Here is a 17,319-nt window from a genome sequence, read left to right as displayed (position 1 = left end):
TATTTGGTGAAACAGCCCCCGGCTGTTCCACCTAGAGAAAAACCCGATCAGCAATGGTCGGGTTTTTTTTCGTCTGGTGGTTTTTCGCCATAAAATCGCCACTTTTACTCCCATCTTCAGGCAAATTCCTATATAATTCGCCTCCTCAGATCTAATGGTTTGCTGCCCCGTCGGGAGCAGGCTGTTGAAAAAGTTATGCCTGATGACCATAGCAAGTTGGTCCCACCCCTTCCCATCCCGAACAGGACCGTGAAACAACTTTGCGCCGATGATAGTGCTGCAACCAGTGTGAAAGTAGGTTATCGTCAGGCTTGTTATATAAAAAAACCCCGCATCAGCGGGGTTTTTTTTCGTCTGTGGCATTCATCGGACTAGATGCCCCAGGTGATGCTTTCGCCTTCCGCCTTGGCCGAGCGCAGCATCTCCATCAGAGGATAGGCGCGCTGCGAAAAATGCACTTTTTGCGCGCGCGCATGGGCACCCGTTTCACCATCTTCCAGGGTTTCCGGCGTATGCGCATCGTGTTCAATGTCATTTTCCGGATGTAACTTGCTTTCCGCGACTTCTTTTTCCAGCAGGGCCAGGGCATCGCCCGCTTCCGCTGGCGTGATGACGCCGCGCGTGGGGTTCTTGTGCAGGATGTCGAGGATGCGCTGGGCATGTTCCTGGTACATCAGCACTTCTGGGGAGGATTTGGATTTGAATGAGATCAACATAAGCGCTTTCTGAAACTTGTTGTTAGTGTCGAAACAATATCACGACTTGAAATGTCGCACAGGCCGTCCGATTGCCCGGATTGCACAATTGCAAGCCGGATAGAGTCATCTGTTGGACAACGCACGTATTTACAAGGGCTGGCTCACCGTGAAAGCAGCTATTTAAGCGATCATTAAGTCTCAATCCAGTTTCACCGAGTCCATGAAGGTGTCGATGGTTTCACGCGACAGTTTGTTTTCTTCACCGAGAATGATGATCTGGAAGATGCGTTTGTCCTGCGCCACAAAACGGCCGACCAGCAGGACAGGCTTGCCTTGCTGCGTCCCCGTCGCCTCGACGCTCAGCGAGCTGCGTTGATGGCTGCCGGCTGCCGTGCTGCTGGCAGCCGAGGCCAGCTTTTCGCTGCGCACGACGCCATTGATATTTTTCAGCAGCGCCGTCTTCATGGCGGGCAGGGCCGCTTGCGCCTGCTCCGTGCTGTCGAGTATGGCACTGCCGATGGCGAAGGTAGCGCCATCGACCTCGCTGGCCGTCATGGTCAGGCTGACTTTCTTGCCATCGAGATCGATTTCGCGCGTCAGCACGGCCGGCTTGCCTGGAAACAGGGCCGTGAACTGGGCGTCAGGGCTGCGATAGTCGCGCCAGTCGAATTTCGGACTGCAGGCGGACAGGATGCTGGCGGCCGCCAGCGTCGCCAGCAAGAGGGAAAGTGATGTTTTTTTCATCAGCAGATGGTAGCAGCGCCGCCAATCGCGCGCAATCGCGCATGTGTGGCGTTCACTGGCAGCCTTATATTTCACGCAGCACGCGGCGGTACTGGATCGCTTCGGCAATATGCGGCTGTGTGATGGCAGGGCTGCCCGCCAGGTCCGCGATACTGCGCGCCACGCGCAGTACCCGGTGATAGGTGCGCGCCGACCAGTGCAGGCGCGTCATGGCGCCATGCAGCAACTGTTCGCCATGTGGCTCCAGGCGGCAATGCTGTTCGATTTCCGTGTTGCTCAGCCTCTGGTTCGCTTTACCCTGGCGTGCCAGTTGCAAGGCATAGGCTGCCGCTACCCGTGTGGCGATCCGCTGCGTGGATTCTCCGGCACCGGCTTGGCGGCCCAGCGCCGCCGGCGGCATGGCGGCCACTTCAATCTGCAGGTCGATACGGTCGAGTAGCGGGCCGGACAGGCGATTGTGATAACGGAGCACGGCGTCCGGCGTGCAGCGGCAACGGCCGGACGCGTGGCCCAGATAGCCGCACGGGCAGGGATTCATGGCAGCGATCAACTGAAAGCGGGCAGGAAACTCGGCCTGGCGGGCCGCGCGCGAAATGCTGATGACGCCCGATTCCATGGGCTGGCGCAGCACATCGAGCACCCGGCGCTGGAATTCGGCGATTTCGTCGAGAAACAGCACGCCACAGTGGGCCAGCGAGATTTCGCCAGGCCGCGGCACGTTGCCGCCGCCTACCAGGGCCACGCCCGATGCCGTCTGGTGCGGGGCGCGGTAGGGCCGCCGCTTCCACTGTTCCACCTTGAAGTGGCCGCCCAGGGAATGCACGGCGGCCGATTCCAGTGCCTCTTCATCGCTCATGGGTGGCAATACGCCAGGAAAACGGCTGGCCAGCATGGTCTTGCCTGCGCCCGGCGGCCCCACCATCAGGACGTTATGGCCGCCCGCTGCCGCCACTTCCAGCGCCCGCCGCGCCTGTTGCTGCCCTTGTACGTCGGCAAAGTCGGGATACGGGAAAGCGGGGACAGTCAGCATGGGCTGGTGGCGCTGCAGGGCTGTCTGGCTGGCATGCGCGGCAAAGTGCGCGCAGACCTCGAGCAGGCTGTGGGCGGGATAGATGCAGGCATCGCTGACCAGCGCCGCCTCGTCCGCGTTCGCCTGCGGCAGGATGAAGGCGCGCGGTACGCCGCTCTTGCCGCGTTGCATGGCAAAGGTCATGGCCAGGGCGCCGCGAATCGGGCGCAACTGGCCCGACAACGACAATTCGCCGGCAAATTCGTAGTGATGTAATTGGTCGCCCGGCAACTGGCCGGAGGCGGCCAGGATGCCCAGCGCGATGGGCAGGTCGAAGCGGCCCGATTCCTTGGGCAAGTCTGCCGGCGCCAGATTGGCCGTAATGCGCCGCGCCGGCATCTCGAAGCCGCAGTTTTGCAGCGCGGCCCGCACGCGGTCGCGCGACTCTTTCACTTCCGTATCGGGCAGGCCGACGATGGTAAAAGAAGGCAAGCCATTGGCGAGGTGGACTTCGACATTCACCTCGGGCGCCTCCATGCCGGCCAGGGCGCGGCTTTTCAGGACTGCCAGACTCATCAGACCCCCTGCACCGCGAACGCGGGCAGTATCAGTCTAGCCCTTGCAACAGTCTGAAGCTTGATGTGTGCCAGCAAGGCTGCCGATTGCGGTGCCTTGCCTGCCCTGCATTAAGCCTTCGGGTCGTTCAGGCGTGTTTCCAGTTCGATCAGGCGCAATTCCAGTGCATCGAGCTTGGCGCGCGTCTTGGCCAGCACTTGTGCCTGGATATCGAATTCTTCGCGCGTGACGAGGTCCAGGCGGGCGAAACCCTGGGTCATCATCGATTTCACGTTTTTCTCGATATCCTTGGCCGGCGAGTTCTCGATGGCTTGGTGGATCTTGCCTTGCAAGTCGTTAAAGAAGGTATTCATGTCCATGGTCAGTCCTTTTATGGTGCGGCATGTGCATCGCACCATTGCGGTGCACAGCAGTGTTAATCTGGTGCGAAAATAGGCAAATCCACAACGCTCCAGCAGCGTATTCCCGCATGCCCAGCGGCTTGCAGGGTATGTATGGACGGAAATGCACCTATCAAGGTGGCAATGTAGCTGGCACGTATTCTGCTAAAGAAGGTATGAACGCTTTGTGATCTCCAGCCAAGATTTTAAACCTCAACCGCTTTAAAAGTTCAATAAAAGGGAATCGCCATGAAGAATCTGTCCAAGAACATGACTTTAGCAGCCGCATTGACGTTGGCCATGACCGCCCTGAGCGGTAGCGCCATGGCCCAGGATGCAGTGGCGGCGCCTGCTGCGGCCGAAGCCGTTCCTGATAACGTGGTGAGCTACAACGTGGCGCTGACCAGCGACTACCGTTACCGCGGCATCTCGCAAAGCCGCCTGAACCCGGCCATCAGCGGCGGTGCCGACTATACCCATAACCCGACGGGCCTGTACGTGGGCACCTGGCTGTCGAGCATCAAATGGATCAAGGACGGCGGCGGCGATACGAACCTGGAATGGGATATCTACGCCGGCAAGCGGGGCGAGTTCAGCAAGGATTTCACCTATGACGTGGGCGGCCTGTATTACTTCTATCCATCGAATGGCTTGAGCACGAATGCGAACACCTTCGAGCTGTACGGCCAACTGGGCTACGGCCCGATGTATATCAAGTACTCGCATTCGACCACGAATCTGTTCGGTGTCGCCGACAGCAAGAACAGCGGCTACCTCGACGTGGGCGCCAACGTCGAGGTGCATGATGGCTACATGCTGAACCTGCATGTGGGGCGCCAGAAAGTCGAGCACAACGATGCCCTCAGCTATAACGATTACAAGATCGGCGTGACCAAGGACTTCGGCATGGCGACCGTTTCCCTGGCGGCCGTCAAAGCCAACATCACGTCGCTGGCACCGAATGGCAAGAATCTGGCGAAATCCGGTCTCGTGCTGACCGTGTCCAAAACCTTTTAAGCGAGACTGCCATGAAAATGATTACCGCAATCATTAAACCGTTCAAACTGGACGAAGTACGCGAAGCTTTGTCGGCTATCAATGTGCAAGGCATTACCGTCACCGAAGTCAAAGGCTTCGGCCGCCAGAAAGGCCACACGGAACTCTACCGTGGTGCCGAGTATGTCGTCGATTTCTTGCCAAAAACCAAGATTGAAGCGGCCGTCGATGACGCCATTGTCGACCAGGCCATCGAGGCGATCGAAGGTGCCGCGCGTACCGGTAAGATCGGCGATGGCAAGATTTTCGTCTACAACCTGGAACAGGTCATCCGCATCCGTACCGGTGAAACCGGCAACGAAGCGCTCTAAGGGGAATATCGATGCGTAAAAATATAACAAAATTGCTAGCTGGGTTTGCCTGTCTGTGTGCGTTTGGCGTCGCCACGCCGAGCTTTGCCGATGCTCCCGCCAAGACGGAGGCGGCCACGACGTCGGCCGTCGCCGCCCCCGCCGTCACGCCCGTGCCTGACGCAACAGCGCCGGCTGCCGCCGCTCCGGCCCCGGCCGCTGCCGCGCCAGCCGCCGCGCCCGTTGCCAACAAGGGCGACACCAGTTTCATGATGATCAGCACCTTGCTGGTGATTTTGATGACCATCCCCGGCCTGGCCCTGTTCTACGGCGGCCTGGTGCGCTCGAAAAACATGCTGTCGGTGCTGATGCAAGTGTTCATGGTGTTCGCGCTGGTGATCGTGCTGTGGTGCATTTATGGCTACTCGATCGCTTTCACGGAAAAAACCGCCTTCTTCGGTGGCTTCGACCGCCTGTTCCTGAACGGTATCTGGGACCCGGCCAAGGGCACGTTTGCCGCCGCCGCCACCTTCAGCAAGGGCGTCGTCATTCCCGAGTTCGTCTTCGTGGCCTTCCAGGGCACGTTTGCCGCCATCACTTGCGCACTGATCGTCGGCGCCTTTGCCGAGCGCGCCAAGTTTGCCGCCGTGCTGGCCTTCGTCGTGCTGTGGTTCACGTTTGCCTACCTGCCGGCCGCCCACATGGTCTGGTTCTGGACCGGTCCTGACCTGATCACCAACGCCGCCACCTCGGCCAGCGAAGCCCTGAAAGCGGGCTGGATCTGGCAAAAAGGCGCGCTGGACTTCGCCGGCGGCACCGTGGTGCACATCAATGCCGCCGTCGCCGGCCTGGTGGGCGCCATCATGATCGGCAAGCGCGTCGGCTACGGCCGCGAATCGATGGCGCCGCACTCGCTGACGATGACCATGATCGGTGCGTCGCTGCTGTGGGTGGGCTGGTTCGGCTTCAATGCGGGTTCCTCGCTGGAAGCGGGCGACGTGGCGGCATTGGCTTTCGTCAATACCTTGCTGGCCACTGCTGCCGCCACCCTGTCGTGGGTATTTGGCGAATGGATCAGCAAAGGCAAGCCTTCCATGCTCGGTGGCGCATCGGGCGCCGTGGCCGGCCTGGTGGCGATCACCCCGGCGGCCGGCTTTGTCGGCCCGATGGGCGGCCTGGTCATCGGCTTGCTGGCCGGTATCGTCTGCTTGTGGGGCGTGAATGGCCTGAAACGCCTGATCGGCGCCGACGATTCGCTCGACGTGTTCGGCGTGCATGGCGTGGGCGGTATCCTCGGCGCCTTGCTGACGGGCGTGTTTGCGGCGCCGCAACTGGGCGGCCAGGGCATCTTCGACTACGTCACCAACAAGATGTCGGCCGACCCGTATTCGATCGCTCATCAGGTGTGGGTGCAGGCGCAAGCGGTCGGTACTACCATCCTGTGGTCGGCGCTGGTCTCCATCGTCGCCTATAAGCTGGTCGACATCGTCATCGGCTTGCGCGTACCGGAAGAAGAAGAGCGCGAAGGCCTCGACATCACCAGCCATGGCGAGCAAGCATATCATGGCTAAATAGCAATGTTCTGGCATGCCCGCGCCCCGGCGCGGCATGTCCGGCTGGAAAAGGCGCCTCATTGAGGTGCCTTTTTTTCGTTGTGGGAATGGAAAAGGTCTTTAAAACAAGGCTTTTGCCCCGATTTGGGGTACTTACACGGTAATATAGTCGGCAGTTCTGTGTGCTTTTTTGAATACTGCACATAATTTAAGGATGTAACTATGGTTCCCCATCTCGTCACGGCCCTGACCGGACCGCTGCTCGACCTCGAAAAAAAGATTCTGGCCGCGACGCCGGCCATTGAGCGCTGGTTCCGCATGGAGTGGCAAGAACACACGCCGCCCTTCTATTGCTCGGTAGACTTGCGCAATGCCGGCTACAAGCTGGCGCCCGTCGATACCAATCTGTTCCCTGGCGGCTTTCATAACCTGGCCACGGAAATGCTGCCCCTGTCCGTGCAGGCGGCCATGGCCGCCATCGACAAGTATTGCCCGGACGCCCGCAACCTGCTGATCGTGCCGGAATTGCACAACACCACGCCGCAATACCTGCAGAACGTGGCGCGCCTGATGCAGATCTTCCGCCAGACGGGGCTGCACGTGCGCTTCGGTTCGTGGTCGCCCGAGATTACCCAGCCGACACCCTTGGCGTTGCCAGATGGCAACATGCTCGTCATCGAGCCCCTCGTGCGCCTGAACAATGGCCGCCGCCTGGGCTTGAAGGATTTCGACCCGTGCACGATCTTGCTGAATAACGACTTGTCAGACGGCATCCCCGATATCTTGCAAAACATCCATGAACAAAGCTTGCTGCCGCCCTTGCATGCGGGCTGGGCCTTGCGCCGCAAGAGCAACCACTACACGGCTTACGATGAAGTGGTGAAAAAATTCGGCAAGATGATCGATGTCGATCCGTGGATGCTCAATCCCTTCCACGCCAAGTGCAGCGACGTCAACTTCCAGGAAGGCGAGGGCGAAGACGCGCTGGCTGCCAGCGTGGACGTGCTGCTGGCCAAGATACGCAAGAAATACAAGGAATATGGCATCAAGGAAAAGCCCTTCGTCATCGTCAAGCCCGATGCGGGCACGTATGGCACGGGTATCATGACGGTACGCGACGCCAGCGAAGTGCGCGACCTGTCGCGCAAGCAGCGCGACAGGATGTCCATCGTCAAGGACGGCAAGGTCGTCACGGACGTGATCATCCAGGAAGGCGTGCCCACGTTTGAAAGCATCAAGGATGCCGTCGCCGAGCCGGTCGTCTACATGATCGACCGCTATGTGGTGGGCGGTTTCTACCGCGTGCACGCGGAGAAGGGCGTGGACCAGAACCTGAATGCGCCCGGCTCGCAGTACGTGCCGCTGGCGTTTGCCCAGCAGCATGCCGTGCCGGACTTGAAGGCCAAGCCGGGCACGGCCGCGCCGAACCGCTTCTATGTGTATGGCGTGGTGGCGCGCCTGGCCTTGCTGGCCGCGTCGCTGGAAATGGAGCGCACGGACCCGAATCCCGAGGTGTATTGATCCCGCCCTGCGGCTCGCCGGGCGCGGTGACCACTGCGCTTGGCGATCTCGGCTAGAATCAAGCATTCCTTATCCAGGCTCCCCGATTGGACGCACCATGAAAATTGCATTCCTTGCCGACCCGCTGGCAGGCTTCAAGACTTACAAAGATTCCACCTTCGCCATGATGCGCGAGGCGGCCAAACGCGGCCACGCCGTGTACGCCTTCGAGCAGAAGGATATGGCGCTGGAAGAAGGCATCGTCACGGCACGGGTCAAACACATCGCGCTGACTGGCGACGAACACGACTGGTACAAGGTCGTTTCCACCGAGGAAGTGCGCCTGTCCGCCCTGGACGCCATCATCGAGCGCAAGGACCCGCCGTTCGACATGGAATATGTGTACGGCACGTATTTGCTGGAACTGGCGGAAAAGCAGGGCGCGCACGTCTTCAACAAGCCGTCCGCCATCCGCGACAACAATGAAAAGCTGGCCATTGCCCAGTTTTCCGAATTCACCTCGCCGACCCTGGTGACGTCGGATGAAGCGCGCCTGCGCGCCTTCCACGCCAAGCACCAGGACGTCATCTTCAAGCCGCTCGACGGCATGGGCGGCACGGGCATCTTCCGCGTCAAGGCCGATGGACTGAACCTGGGCGCCATCATCGAGACCTTGAGCGAAAACGGCGCGCAGACGATCATGGCGCAGCGTTTCATCGCCGACATCGTCAAGGGCGACAAGCGCATCCTCGTCATCGGCGGCAAGCCGGTGCCGTTTTCGCTGGCGCGCATCCCGCAGGCGGGCGAAGTACGGGGCAACCTGGCGGCCGGCGGCACGGGCGTGGCGCAGCCATTGACGGCGCGCGACCTGGAAATCGCAGAAAAGCTGGGCCCGATCCTGGCCGCGCGGGGCCTGATGCTGGTAGGATTGGACGTGATCGGCGACTATCTGACGGAAGTCAATGTCACCAGCCCGACTTGCTTCCAGGAAATCATGCAGCAGACAGGTTTTGACGTGGCTGCCATGTTTGTCGATGCCGTCGAGCATGGCGTTGCGCAAGCGCAGCAGCGCTAGAAGGTGAAATGACTATGGTAGGGATTTTGCTCATGACACATGCACCGCTGGGACAGGCCTTCATCGCCGCCTGCGCGCATGTGTTTCGCGGGCCAACAGAACGTTTTGAAGCCATCGACGTCGTCGCCGACCAGGACCTGGCGGAAGTGCAAAAGCTGGCCTCCGAAGCCATCTGCCGCCTTGATGACGGCTCCGGCGTGCTGGTGATTACCGACGTGAAGGGCGGCACGCCGTCGAACTGCTGCAACAAGCTGGCCGATGCGGGCCGCGTGGAAGTCATCGCCGGCATCAGTCTGCCGATGTTGCTGCGCGCCATCACGTATCGCCGCGACACGCTCGACGTGGTGGTGGAGATGGCGCTGGCCGGTGCGCAAAGCGGCGCCGTGCGCGTCGATAACCGCATCCGCGTGGGCGAATAAGGAAATGCATGGCCGCCGCCCTGAAGGCGGCGGGTTTTATAGGCCAAGATTGTCATCAGCGTAGCGCATTCAGGGATAGAGACCATACAAAAATGATTCAAAAAGAACTCGAAATCATCAACAAGCTGGGACTGCACGCACGCGCCTCCGCCAAATTTACCCAGCTCGCCGCCAAGTTCAAGAGCGACGTCTGGCTGACCCGCAACGCGCGCCGCATCAACGCCAAGTCCATCATGGGCGTGATGATGCTGGCCGCCGGCAAGGGCGCGAAAGTGACCCTGGAAGCCGAGGGCGATGATGAGCAGGCATGTGTCGATGCGCTCACCGCCCTGATTAATGACAGGTTTGGCGAAGGCGAGTAATGCCCGCCGAACGCAGCCGCAGCCGCATTCCGACAGGTCACCCCATGGCATCTTTCACGCTCCACGGCATCCCGGTTTCCCGCGGTATCGCCATTGGCCGCGCGCATCTGCTGGCGCCGGCCGCCCTTGACGTCAAACACTACCTGGTCGCCCAGGAACAGATCGAAGCCGAAGTCCAGCGTTTGCAAAACGCCATCGCCACCGTCCACAAGGAGCTGCAAACCCTGTGGAACGAGCTGCCCAAGGATGCCCCCACGGAACTGGGCGCGTTCATCGACGTGCATGCGCTGATCCTGTCCGACCCGATGATCGCCGAAGCGCCGCTCGACATCATCCGTTCGCGCCATTACAACGCCGAATGGGCGCTGTTGACGCAAATTGATGAATTATCGGCGCAGTTCGACGAAATCGAAGACCCGTATTTGCGCGAACGCAAGGCCGACATCCAGCAAGTGGCGGAACGCGTGCTGAAGGTCTTGCTGGGCACGGAACAGCTGCTGCCGAAGGCGGCCACCGCGGATGAATTGGTGGCGCAGATGATCGTCGTCGCGCACGACATCTCTCCGGCCGACATGCTGCAATTTCGCGACCGCTCCTTCATCGGCTTCATCACCGACGTGGGCGGACAGAACTCGCACACAGCCATCGTCGCGCGCAGCCTCGATATACCCGCCGCCGTCGGCATGTCGCAGGCGTCGATGCTGATCGAGCAGGACGACTGGCTGATCATCGATGGCGACGCCGGCGTGGTCATCGCCAACCCCAGCGCGCTGGTGCTGGAGCAGTACCGCGAGCGCCAGGTGGCCATGCAGCGCGCGCGCAAGAAGCTGGGCAAGCTGAAAAAGACGCCGGCCGTGACCAAATGCGGCACGCCCGTCACCCTGCTGGCGAATATCGAATTGCCCGAGGATTGCGCGTTTGCGCTGGAGTCGGGCGCCAGCGGCGTGGGCCTGTTCCGCTCCGAATTCCTGTTCATGGGCCGCGCCCACAAGATTCCCACCGAGGACGAGCAGTTCGAGGCTTACCGCAACACGGTGCAGTCGATGAAAGGGCGCGTGGTGACCATCCGCACGCTCGACATCGGCGCCGACAAGCCGCTCGACCAGTCCGACCATACGGCCTTGAATCCCGCCCTGGGCTTGCGCGCGATCCGTTACTGCCTGGCCGAGCCGCAATTGTTCCTGACGCAGCTGCGCGCGATTTTGCGCGCTTCCGCCTTTGGCAAGGTGCGCATCCTGATCCCGATGCTGGCACATGCCTTCGAGATCGACCAGTCGCTGGCCATGATCGCGCAAGCGAAGGCCAGCCTGCGCGAGGAGGGCGTCAAGTTCGACGATGCCGTGGAAGTGGGCGCCATGATCGAGATTCCGGCCGCCGCGCTGGCGCTGCCGATGTTCGTCAAGCGCATGGATTTCCTGTCGATCGGCACGAATGACCTGATCCAGTACACCCTGGCCATCGACCGGGTCGACTACGAAGTGGCGCATTTGTACAATCCGCTGCATCCGGCCGTGCTGCAACTGATCTCCATGACGATCGCGGCCGGCCACAAGGCGGGCATCGACGTGGCCGTCTGCGGCGAGATGGCGGGCGACGTGAAGCTCACGCGCTTGCTGCTGGGCATGGGTTTGCGCGAGTTTTCCATGCATCCGGCACAACTGTTGGCGGTCAAGCAAGAGATCCTCAACAGCGACCTGGGCCTGATCGCACCACAAATGCGCAAAATTATGCGTTCGATGGAACCAAATGTGATCGCGGAAGCCGTACAACAGTTGCAGCTCATGTAAACTGTCACCTTAAGCATCAGGACACCTCGCGCGCGGCAAGAGGTGTCCTGATGTTAAAGTTGCAGCACCTATCATCGCGGTGCTGCATCGACCATGGCCCGTGGGGCCGCCTCCCTTTTATAAACCGACACACATGTCATCCATTGGAATCGTTTCGCCGCAAACTATGTGTTTTGCGCAACCCCTGCAGCTGCAAAGCGGCGCATCGCTGCGGGACTATATGTTGATGTATGAAACCTACGGCACCCTGAACGCCGACAAATCGAACGCGGTGCTGGTCTGCCACGCCCTGAACGCCTCGCACCACGTGGCCGGCGTCTACGCGGACGAGCCGAAAAGCACGGGCTGGTGGGACAATATGGTCGGTCCCGGCAAGCCGCTCGACACGGACAAATTCTTCGTCATCGGCGTCAACAACCTTGGCTCCTGCTTCGGCTCGACGGGCCCCATGCACACCAATCCCGCCACCGGCAAGCCGTATGGCGCCAGCTTTCCTGTCGTGACGGTGGAAGACTGGGTCAGCGCGCAGGCGCGCCTGGCCGATGAACTGGGCATCGCCCAGTTCGCCGCCGTGATGGGGGGGTCTTTGGGCGGCATGCAGGCGCTGGCGTGGAGCATCATGTTCCCAGAACGGCTGCGCCACTGCGTGGTGATCGCCTCGACGGCCAAGCTGTCGGCGCAAAACATCGCCTTCAACGACGTGGCGCGCCAGGCCATCCTGTCCGACCCCGATTATCGTGGCGGCGACTTTTATGCGCACGGCGTGGTGCCGAAGAACGGTTTGCGCGTGGCGCGCATGGTGGGCCACATCACGTATCTGTCGAACGATGACATGGCCGAAAAATTCGGCCGCAAGCTGCGCGATGCGGCGCAGACGGGCGACTACAAATTCGGCTTCGGCATCGATTTCGAGATCGAATCGTATCTGCGCTACCAGGGCGACAAGTTCTCCGAATACTTCGACGCGAACACCTATCTGCTCATTACCAAGGCGCTCGACTACTTCGACCCGGCGCGCGCGCATGGCGGCGACCTGGCCAAGGCCCTGTCGGGCACCAAGGCCAAATTCTTCCTCGCCTCGTTTTCCACCGACTGGCGCTTCTCGCCCGAGCGCAGCCGCGAAATCGTCGAAGCGCTGGTGTGCAACCGCCGCCAGGTGACCTATGCCGAAATCGACGCGCCGCACGGCCACGACGCCTTCCTGCTGGAAGATGCGCGCTATATGAACATGGTGCGTGCTTATTATGGCCAGGTATGGAATGACATCAACGTGGGCGCGCCCGCCGCAGTAAAGAACACCGCCGTCCGCCAGGGCGCGAAGGAGACAGCATGACTTTTGACGAATTGAGCGCGCTGCGCCCCGACCTGGCCTTCATCGCCCACTGGGTGCCGAAGAACGCGCATGTGCTGGACGTGGGCTGCGGCGAAGGCGTGATGCTGCAGTACCTGCAAAGCGACAAGGAATGCAGCGGCTATGGCATCGAGATCGCCGACGACAAGGTATTGGCCAGTACTTTGCGCGGCGTCAATGTGATCCAGCAGGACATGGAAAAGGGCCTGGCCATCTTTGGCGACAACAGTTTCGATACGGTGTTGTGCCTGTCGTCGCTGCAGATGATGAAGCAGGTCGAGCCGCTGCTGCGCGACATCGTGCGCGTGGGCGCCGAGGCCATCGTCTCGTTCCCCAACTTCGCCTACTGGCCGCACCGCGTGGCATTGCTGAAAGGCCGCATGCCCGTGTCGAAGTCGCTGCCTTACCAGTGGTACGACACGCCCAACGTGCGCTGCGCCACCATCAACGACTTCCGCGAACTGGCCGAAGAATGCGGCCTGGAAGTGATCGACTGCGTGGCCCTGGCCGAAGGCAAGATGGTCTCCGTGCTGCCGAACCTGCGCGGCGACCTGGCCGTCTTCCGCCTGCGTAAAAAAGCGGTGCATTGATGACCACAAGCCCGGCGCCTGGCTGGCGTTCCTATGCCAATGGCCGCATGCTGGCCGTGCTGGTGCTGGGCTTCAGTTCCGGCCTGCCCCTGTTCATTCTGCTGTACCTGCTGCAGGCATGGCTGGCCAAGTCGGGCTTGAACGTCAAGGCGCTGGGGCTGTTCGCCCTGGTGCAGTTCCCCTACATCTGGAAATTCCTGTGGGCGCCCCTGATGGACCGCTACCGCATCCTGGGACTGGGGCGCCGGCGCGGCTGGATGGCGGCCACGCAAGTGGCGCTGTTCTTTTCCATCGGCGGCATGGGCATGCTGGACCCGCTCACGCAGATCGGCCTGATCGCGGCCGCTGCCGGCGGGGTCGCCTTTCTGTCGGCCAGCCAGGACATCGTCATCGACGCCTACCGGCGCGAAATCCTGTCCGATAACGAGCAGGGCCTGGGCGCCGCCGTCATCGTCAACGCGTATAAAGTGGCGGGCATGGTGCCGGGCGCGCTGTCGCTGATCCTGGCCGACCGCATGCCGTGGCAGCCCGTCTTCTGGATCACGGCCGCCTTCATGCTGCCGGGCCTCGTGTGCACTTTGCTTATCAAGGAACCCACCGTGTACGGCTCGCCGCCGAAGACCATGCGCGAAGCGATTATTTTGCCGTTCCAGGAATTCATCGCGCGCGATGGTTGGCGTAACGCAATGTGGATACTCGCTTTCGTATTACTCTACAAGATAGGCGACAGCATGGCGACGGCGCTGGCGACGAAGTTTTATCTGGACCTGGGTTTTTCCATGACGCAGATCGGCCTGGCCGCCAATACCACGGGTTTCTGGGCCAGCCTGGCCGGCGGCGTGGTGGGTGGCGTGTGGATGCTCAAGCTGGGCATCAACCGGGGCCTGTGGGTATTCGGCGCGCTGCAGGCGATCGCCATTCTCGGTTTCGCCTGGCTGGCGCAGGTGGGGCCGAACACCATGTTATTGAGTGCTGTGATCGGTTTTGAAGCGTTCGCCAGCCTGGGCCTGGGCGCGGCCGCCTTTGTCGCGTTCCTGTCGCGCAGCACGGACCCGCGCTACACGGCCACGCAATATGCCCTGTTTTCCAGCCTGAGCGCCGTGCCGCGCACCCTGATCAATGCCTCGGTGGGTTTTCTGGTCGCGGAATTGGGCTGGTTCTCGTTTTTCATCGTGTGCTTCTTCCTGGCCTTCCCGGCCATGATGATGCTGCCTAAAATCGCTCCATGGAGGTCTGCCAATGGCACCAATATCCCTTAAACGTTACACCATCCTGGCCAGCCTGTGCGCGGCCACCGCGCTGGCGCCCCTGTCCGTCCACGCCCAGCAGGCGACGGTACAGGATGGCATCGAGGTGCGTCCCTTGTCGACTTCGCGCATCTTTGCCGGCGGCGCCGATTTCAATGCACAGTCGAAGCAGCAATATACGCAGCTGGTCAACGAGGCGAAGGAAAAAAATGCGCTGGTGCCCGACAGAGATCCGCAGGTCAAACGCCTGCGCGCCATCGCCCAGCGCATCATCCCGTTTGCGACGCGCTGGAACGAGGCGGCGGCCAGCTGGAACTGGCAGGTCAACCTGCTCAACTCGGACGAGGTCAACGCCTTTTGCATGCCGGGCGGGCAGATCGCTTTTTACAGCGGCATCATCACCAAGCTGAATCTGACGGACGACGAAGTCGCCATCGTCATGGGCCATGAAATTTCGCACGCCTTGCGCGAACACTCGCAGGCGCAGGCCGGCAAGGGCAACCTGGCCGCCGTCGGCGCCAAGCTGGCCGGCGCGGGCCTGTCGGCCTGGCTCGGCGTCGATCCGAATCTGACCAGCACCGCCACGAATATGGCGGCCAAGGGCGTGATGCTGAAGTTTTCGCGCGATGATGAACGCGAGGCGGACCTGATCGGCATGGACCTGGCCGCGCGCGCCGGTTTCGACCCGCGCGCCGGCGTGGTGCTGTGGCAGAAAATGGCGGCAGTAAGCGCGGGCGCGCCGCCCGAATTCCTCTCGACGCACCCATCGGGCAAGGACCGCATCTCGCAGATGAACAGCCACATGGCGCAAGTGCTGCCCTTGTACGCGCGCAGCAAGGGCGTCAGCGTGGATGCCTTGCCGCCGTACCGCAGCAACGCCATCGCGCAGCGCTAGGATGTCGTCCCGTCACGCCGCCGCTCCCTTGCCCATGCGCGACGGCGTGGCGCCCAGCTATCTGTGGTTGCCGGAGGGGCAGTGGCCGGACATGCTCACCTTCCTGATCGAACGCTATCCGCAGATCAGTGCCGCGCAATGGCTGGACCGCATGGCGCGCGGCGAAGTGGTCGATGGCGACGGCGCCGCGCTGGGGCCCGACAGCGCATACCGGCGCGGCATGCGCATTTTTTACTACCGCGAGCTGGAGCGCGAGACGCCGATCCCCTTCCAGGAAGAGATCCTGTTCCAGGATGAGCATCTGGTCGTGGTCGACAAGCCGCATTTCCTGCCCATGACGCCGGGCGGGCGCTTCGTGCAGGAGACCCTGCTGACGCGCCTGAAGAAAAAACTGGATTGCGCCGACCTGACGCCGATCCACCGCCTTGACCGCGAGACGGCCGGCGTGGTGATTTTTTCGCGCCAGATAGCCAGCCGGGGCGCGTATCAAACGCTGTTCCAGCGCCGCGAAGTGCGCAAGACGTACGAGGCGCTGGCGCCCGTGCTGGCGGGCCGCGATTTCCCGTTTACCTACCGCAGCCGCATGGTTGAAGGCGAGCAGTTTTTCCTCATGCGCGAGGAGGCGGGCGAGCCGAATTCGGAAACCGTCATCGACGTGATCGAAGAGCGCGGCGATGTGGTCTTGTACCGGCTGCAGCCGCACACGGGCCGCAAGCACCAGCTGCGCGTGCATCTGGCCTCGCTGGGCATCCCCATCGTCAACGATGCGTTTTACCCGGTGGCGCTGCCGTGCAAGGAAGACGACATGTCGCAGCCCTTGCAGCTGCTGGCGCGCGCCATCGATTTCACGGATCCATTGACGGGCGAGCCGCGCCACTTTGAAAGCCGGCGCAGCCTGTAGCGGTGCTTATGCCTTGAGCGTGTAATCGATGATCAAAGGCGCGTGATCGGAAAAACGCTCGTCCTTGTAGACGCTGACCGTATGCGCCTGGGCGGCGATGCCTGGCGTGGCGACGTGGTAATCGATGCGCCAGCCCACGTTCTTCGCGTAGGCTTGTCCGCGGTTGCTCCACCAGGTGTACTGGTCTTCGCGCTTGTCCAGGCCGCGGTGCACGTCGACGAAGCCCACTTCATCGAAGACGCGCGTCAGCCATGCGCGTTCCTCTGGCAGGAAGCCGGAATTCTTCTTGTTGCCCTTCCAGTTTTTCAGGTCGATTTCGTGGTGGGCGATGTTCCAGTCGCCGCAGATGACCACTTCGCGGCCCAGCGCCTTCAATTCCAGCAGGTGCGGCAGGAACAGCTCCATGAAGCGGAACTTGGCTTCCTGGCGCTCCGGGCCGGACGAGCCGGAGGGGCAGTACACGGAAATGACGGACAGGTTGCCAAAATCACACCGTACATAGCGTCCTTCGGCATCGAATTCAGGGCTGCCGAAGCCGATATGCACGGCGTCCGGCTCCACCTTGCTGTACACGCCCGTGCCGGAATAGCCTTTTTTCTCGGCATAGTGGAAATGGCCATGATAGCCGTGCGGGTTGAGGAATTCCGGCGTCATGTCGGGCAGTTGCGCCTTCAATTCCTGCACGCAGATGAAATCGGCCGTTTGCGTGCCCATCCAGTTGAAAAAGCCTTTTTTGGCGGCGGAGCGGATGCCGTTCAGGTTGGCGGAGATAATTTTTGGCATAGGTCGAGAGTCAATGGTGAGCGCCAGCGGCGCTGGACGGGGCCGGCGGGCGCGGCATGGCGATTGTCTCGCCGCTGCGCGCGGATTAAAATACAGGCACTTT

At 61.4% G+C, this 17,319-nt stretch carries 18 protein-coding genes and 1 rRNA gene; 14 read left to right on the top strand and 5 right to left on the bottom strand.

The features are described from left to right. Nucleotides 1–198: 198 nt before the first annotated feature. Nucleotides 199–311 (top strand): 5S ribosomal RNA (gene rrf, locus IGS61_RS22475). A gap of 60 nt (nt 312–371) precedes the next feature. Here rrf and IGS61_RS22470 read toward each other — a convergent pair. The 4 genes from IGS61_RS22470 to IGS61_RS22455 form a co-directional block, all read right to left on the bottom strand. Beyond that, a complete protein-coding gene (locus tag IGS61_RS22470; protein ID WP_071325465.1) occupies nt 372–716 on the bottom strand; it encodes a DUF1840 domain-containing protein in 345 nt (114 codons plus the stop codon). Between the two features lie 180 nt (nt 717–896). Further along, nucleotides 897–1,442 (bottom strand): hypothetical protein, encoded by a 546-nt coding sequence (locus tag IGS61_RS22465; RefSeq protein WP_230541639.1) that lies wholly within the window; start codon nt 1,440–1,442, stop codon nt 897–899. A gap of 64 nt (nt 1,443–1,506) precedes the next feature. Continuing rightward, nucleotides 1,507–3,027, bottom strand: coding sequence for a YifB family Mg chelatase-like AAA ATPase (locus tag IGS61_RS22460; RefSeq protein WP_230541638.1), 1,521 nt, complete (start codon nt 3,025–3,027; stop codon nt 1,507–1,509). A gap of 110 nt (nt 3,028–3,137) precedes the next feature. Beyond that, nucleotides 3,138–3,386: an accessory factor UbiK family protein gene (locus tag IGS61_RS22455; protein ID WP_035824443.1), complete on the bottom strand. Its 249-nt coding sequence runs from the start codon at nt 3,384–3,386 to the stop codon at nt 3,138–3,140. Nucleotides 3,387–3,656: 270 nt separating this feature from the next. On the opposite strand from IGS61_RS22455, the gene IGS61_RS22450 reads away from it, so the two are divergent. From IGS61_RS22450 to IGS61_RS22390, 13 genes are all read left to right on the top strand, one after another. After that, complete coding sequence (locus tag IGS61_RS22450) at nt 3,657–4,424, top strand: TorF family putative porin (RefSeq protein ID WP_230541637.1); 768 nt, start codon at nt 3,657–3,659, stop codon at nt 4,422–4,424. Nucleotides 4,425–4,435: 11 nt separating this feature from the next. After that, nucleotides 4,436–4,774, top strand: a complete 339-nt coding sequence (locus IGS61_RS22445) for a P-II family nitrogen regulator (protein ID WP_010393464.1) — start codon at nt 4,436–4,438, stop codon at nt 4,772–4,774. 11 nt (nt 4,775–4,785) lie between these two features. Continuing rightward, nucleotides 4,786–6,324, top strand: a complete 1,539-nt coding sequence (locus tag IGS61_RS22440) for an ammonium transporter (RefSeq protein WP_329958084.1) — start codon at nt 4,786–4,788, stop codon at nt 6,322–6,324. 204 nt (nt 6,325–6,528) lie between these two features. Continuing rightward, nucleotides 6,529–7,827, top strand: coding sequence for a glutamate--cysteine ligase (gene gshA / locus IGS61_RS22435; RefSeq protein ID WP_230541636.1), 1,299 nt, complete (start codon nt 6,529–6,531; stop codon nt 7,825–7,827). 97 nt (nt 7,828–7,924) lie between these two features. Then, nucleotides 7,925–8,881 (top strand): glutathione synthase, encoded by a 957-nt coding sequence (gene gshB / locus IGS61_RS22430; RefSeq protein ID WP_070289932.1) that lies wholly within the window; start codon nt 7,925–7,927, stop codon nt 8,879–8,881. Nucleotides 8,882–8,895: 14 nt separating this feature from the next. After that, nucleotides 8,896–9,300, top strand: coding sequence for a PTS sugar transporter subunit IIA (locus IGS61_RS22425; protein WP_029496035.1), 405 nt, complete (start codon nt 8,896–8,898; stop codon nt 9,298–9,300). 92 nt (nt 9,301–9,392) lie between these two features. Then, complete coding sequence (locus tag IGS61_RS22420) at nt 9,393–9,662, top strand: HPr family phosphocarrier protein (RefSeq protein WP_010393142.1); 270 nt, start codon at nt 9,393–9,395, stop codon at nt 9,660–9,662. A 44-nt stretch (nt 9,663–9,706) separates the two neighbouring features. After that, a complete protein-coding gene (gene ptsP, locus IGS61_RS22415) occupies nt 9,707–11,449 on the top strand; it encodes a phosphoenolpyruvate--protein phosphotransferase (RefSeq protein ID WP_230541635.1) in 1,743 nt (580 codons plus the stop codon). A 133-nt stretch (nt 11,450–11,582) separates the two neighbouring features. Continuing rightward, nucleotides 11,583–12,782: a homoserine O-succinyltransferase MetX gene (gene metX / locus IGS61_RS22410; RefSeq protein WP_268994010.1), complete on the top strand. Its 1,200-nt coding sequence runs from the start codon at nt 11,583–11,585 to the stop codon at nt 12,780–12,782. Next, complete coding sequence (metW, locus tag IGS61_RS22405; protein WP_230541633.1) at nt 12,779–13,390, top strand: methionine biosynthesis protein MetW; 612 nt, start codon at nt 12,779–12,781, stop codon at nt 13,388–13,390. The genes metX and metW overlap by 4 nt, the downstream gene beginning before the upstream one ends. After that, nucleotides 13,390–14,649, top strand: coding sequence for an AmpG family muropeptide MFS transporter (locus IGS61_RS22400; protein WP_230541632.1), 1,260 nt, complete (start codon nt 13,390–13,392; stop codon nt 14,647–14,649). The genes metW and IGS61_RS22400 overlap by 1 nt, the downstream gene beginning before the upstream one ends. After that, nucleotides 14,630–15,532 carry a M48 family metallopeptidase gene (locus IGS61_RS22395; protein WP_230541631.1) on the top strand — a complete coding sequence of 301 codons (903 nt, stop codon included), beginning with the start codon at nt 14,630–14,632 and terminating at the stop codon, nt 15,530–15,532. Before IGS61_RS22400 ends, IGS61_RS22395 begins: the two co-directional genes overlap by 20 nt. Before the next feature lies 1 nt (nt 15,533). Further along, nucleotides 15,534–16,433: an RluA family pseudouridine synthase gene (locus IGS61_RS22390; protein WP_230541630.1), complete on the top strand. Its 900-nt coding sequence runs from the start codon at nt 15,534–15,536 to the stop codon at nt 16,431–16,433. A gap of 6 nt (nt 16,434–16,439) precedes the next feature. Here the strand turns inward: IGS61_RS22390 and IGS61_RS22385 are convergent, their stop codons facing one another. Continuing rightward, nucleotides 16,440–17,216, bottom strand: coding sequence for an exodeoxyribonuclease III (locus IGS61_RS22385; protein ID WP_077399376.1), 777 nt, complete (start codon nt 17,214–17,216; stop codon nt 16,440–16,442). Nucleotides 17,217–17,319 lie beyond the last annotated feature (103 nt).

This window comes from Janthinobacterium sp. FW305-129, from assembly GCF_020858115.1.
Classification (GTDB): Bacteria; Pseudomonadota; Gammaproteobacteria; order Burkholderiales; family Burkholderiaceae_D; genus Janthinobacterium.
Note: the sequence above shows the minus strand (reverse complement) of the source record. Positions and strands in the feature narration are given on the sequence as shown.

Bases quoted from the DNA above. Each gene is read 5' to 3' on its own strand.
- IGS61_RS22385 (WP_077399376.1), bottom strand. From the start codon at position 17,216: ATGCCAAAAATTATCTCCGCCAACCTGAACGGCATCCGCTCCGCCGCC.
- IGS61_RS22470 (WP_071325465.1), bottom strand. From the start codon at position 716: ATGTTGATCTCATTCAAATCCAAATCCTCCCCAGAAGTGCTGATGTAC.
- IGS61_RS22400 (WP_230541632.1), top strand. From the start codon at position 13,390: ATGACCACAAGCCCGGCGCCTGGCTGGCGTTCCTATGCCAATGGCCGC.
- gshA (WP_230541636.1), top strand. From the start codon at position 6,529: ATGGTTCCCCATCTCGTCACGGCCCTGACCGGACCGCTGCTCGACCTC.
- IGS61_RS22440 (WP_329958084.1), top strand. From the start codon at position 4,786: ATGCGTAAAAATATAACAAAATTGCTAGCTGGGTTTGCCTGTCTGTGT.
- IGS61_RS22395 (WP_230541631.1), top strand. From the start codon at position 14,630: ATGGCACCAATATCCCTTAAACGTTACACCATCCTGGCCAGCCTGTGC.
- IGS61_RS22455 (WP_035824443.1), bottom strand. From the start codon at position 3,386: ATGGACATGAATACCTTCTTTAACGACTTGCAAGGCAAGATCCACCAA.
- metX (WP_268994010.1), top strand. From the start codon at position 11,583: ATGTCATCCATTGGAATCGTTTCGCCGCAAACTATGTGTTTTGCGCAA.
- IGS61_RS22390 (WP_230541630.1), top strand. From the start codon at position 15,534: ATGTCGTCCCGTCACGCCGCCGCTCCCTTGCCCATGCGCGACGGCGTG.
- IGS61_RS22465 (WP_230541639.1), bottom strand. From the start codon at position 1,442: ATGAAAAAAACATCACTTTCCCTCTTGCTGGCGACGCTGGCGGCCGCC.
- IGS61_RS22460 (WP_230541638.1), bottom strand. From the start codon at position 3,027: ATGAGTCTGGCAGTCCTGAAAAGCCGCGCCCTGGCCGGCATGGAGGCG.
- IGS61_RS22450 (WP_230541637.1), top strand. From the start codon at position 3,657: ATGAAGAATCTGTCCAAGAACATGACTTTAGCAGCCGCATTGACGTTG.
- ptsP (WP_230541635.1), top strand. From the start codon at position 9,707: ATGGCATCTTTCACGCTCCACGGCATCCCGGTTTCCCGCGGTATCGCC.
- metW (WP_230541633.1), top strand. From the start codon at position 12,779: ATGACTTTTGACGAATTGAGCGCGCTGCGCCCCGACCTGGCCTTCATC.
- IGS61_RS22425 (WP_029496035.1), top strand. From the start codon at position 8,896: ATGGTAGGGATTTTGCTCATGACACATGCACCGCTGGGACAGGCCTTC.
- IGS61_RS22420 (WP_010393142.1), top strand. From the start codon at position 9,393: ATGATTCAAAAAGAACTCGAAATCATCAACAAGCTGGGACTGCACGCA.
- IGS61_RS22445 (WP_010393464.1), top strand. From the start codon at position 4,436: ATGAAAATGATTACCGCAATCATTAAACCGTTCAAACTGGACGAAGTA.
- gshB (WP_070289932.1), top strand. From the start codon at position 7,925: ATGAAAATTGCATTCCTTGCCGACCCGCTGGCAGGCTTCAAGACTTAC.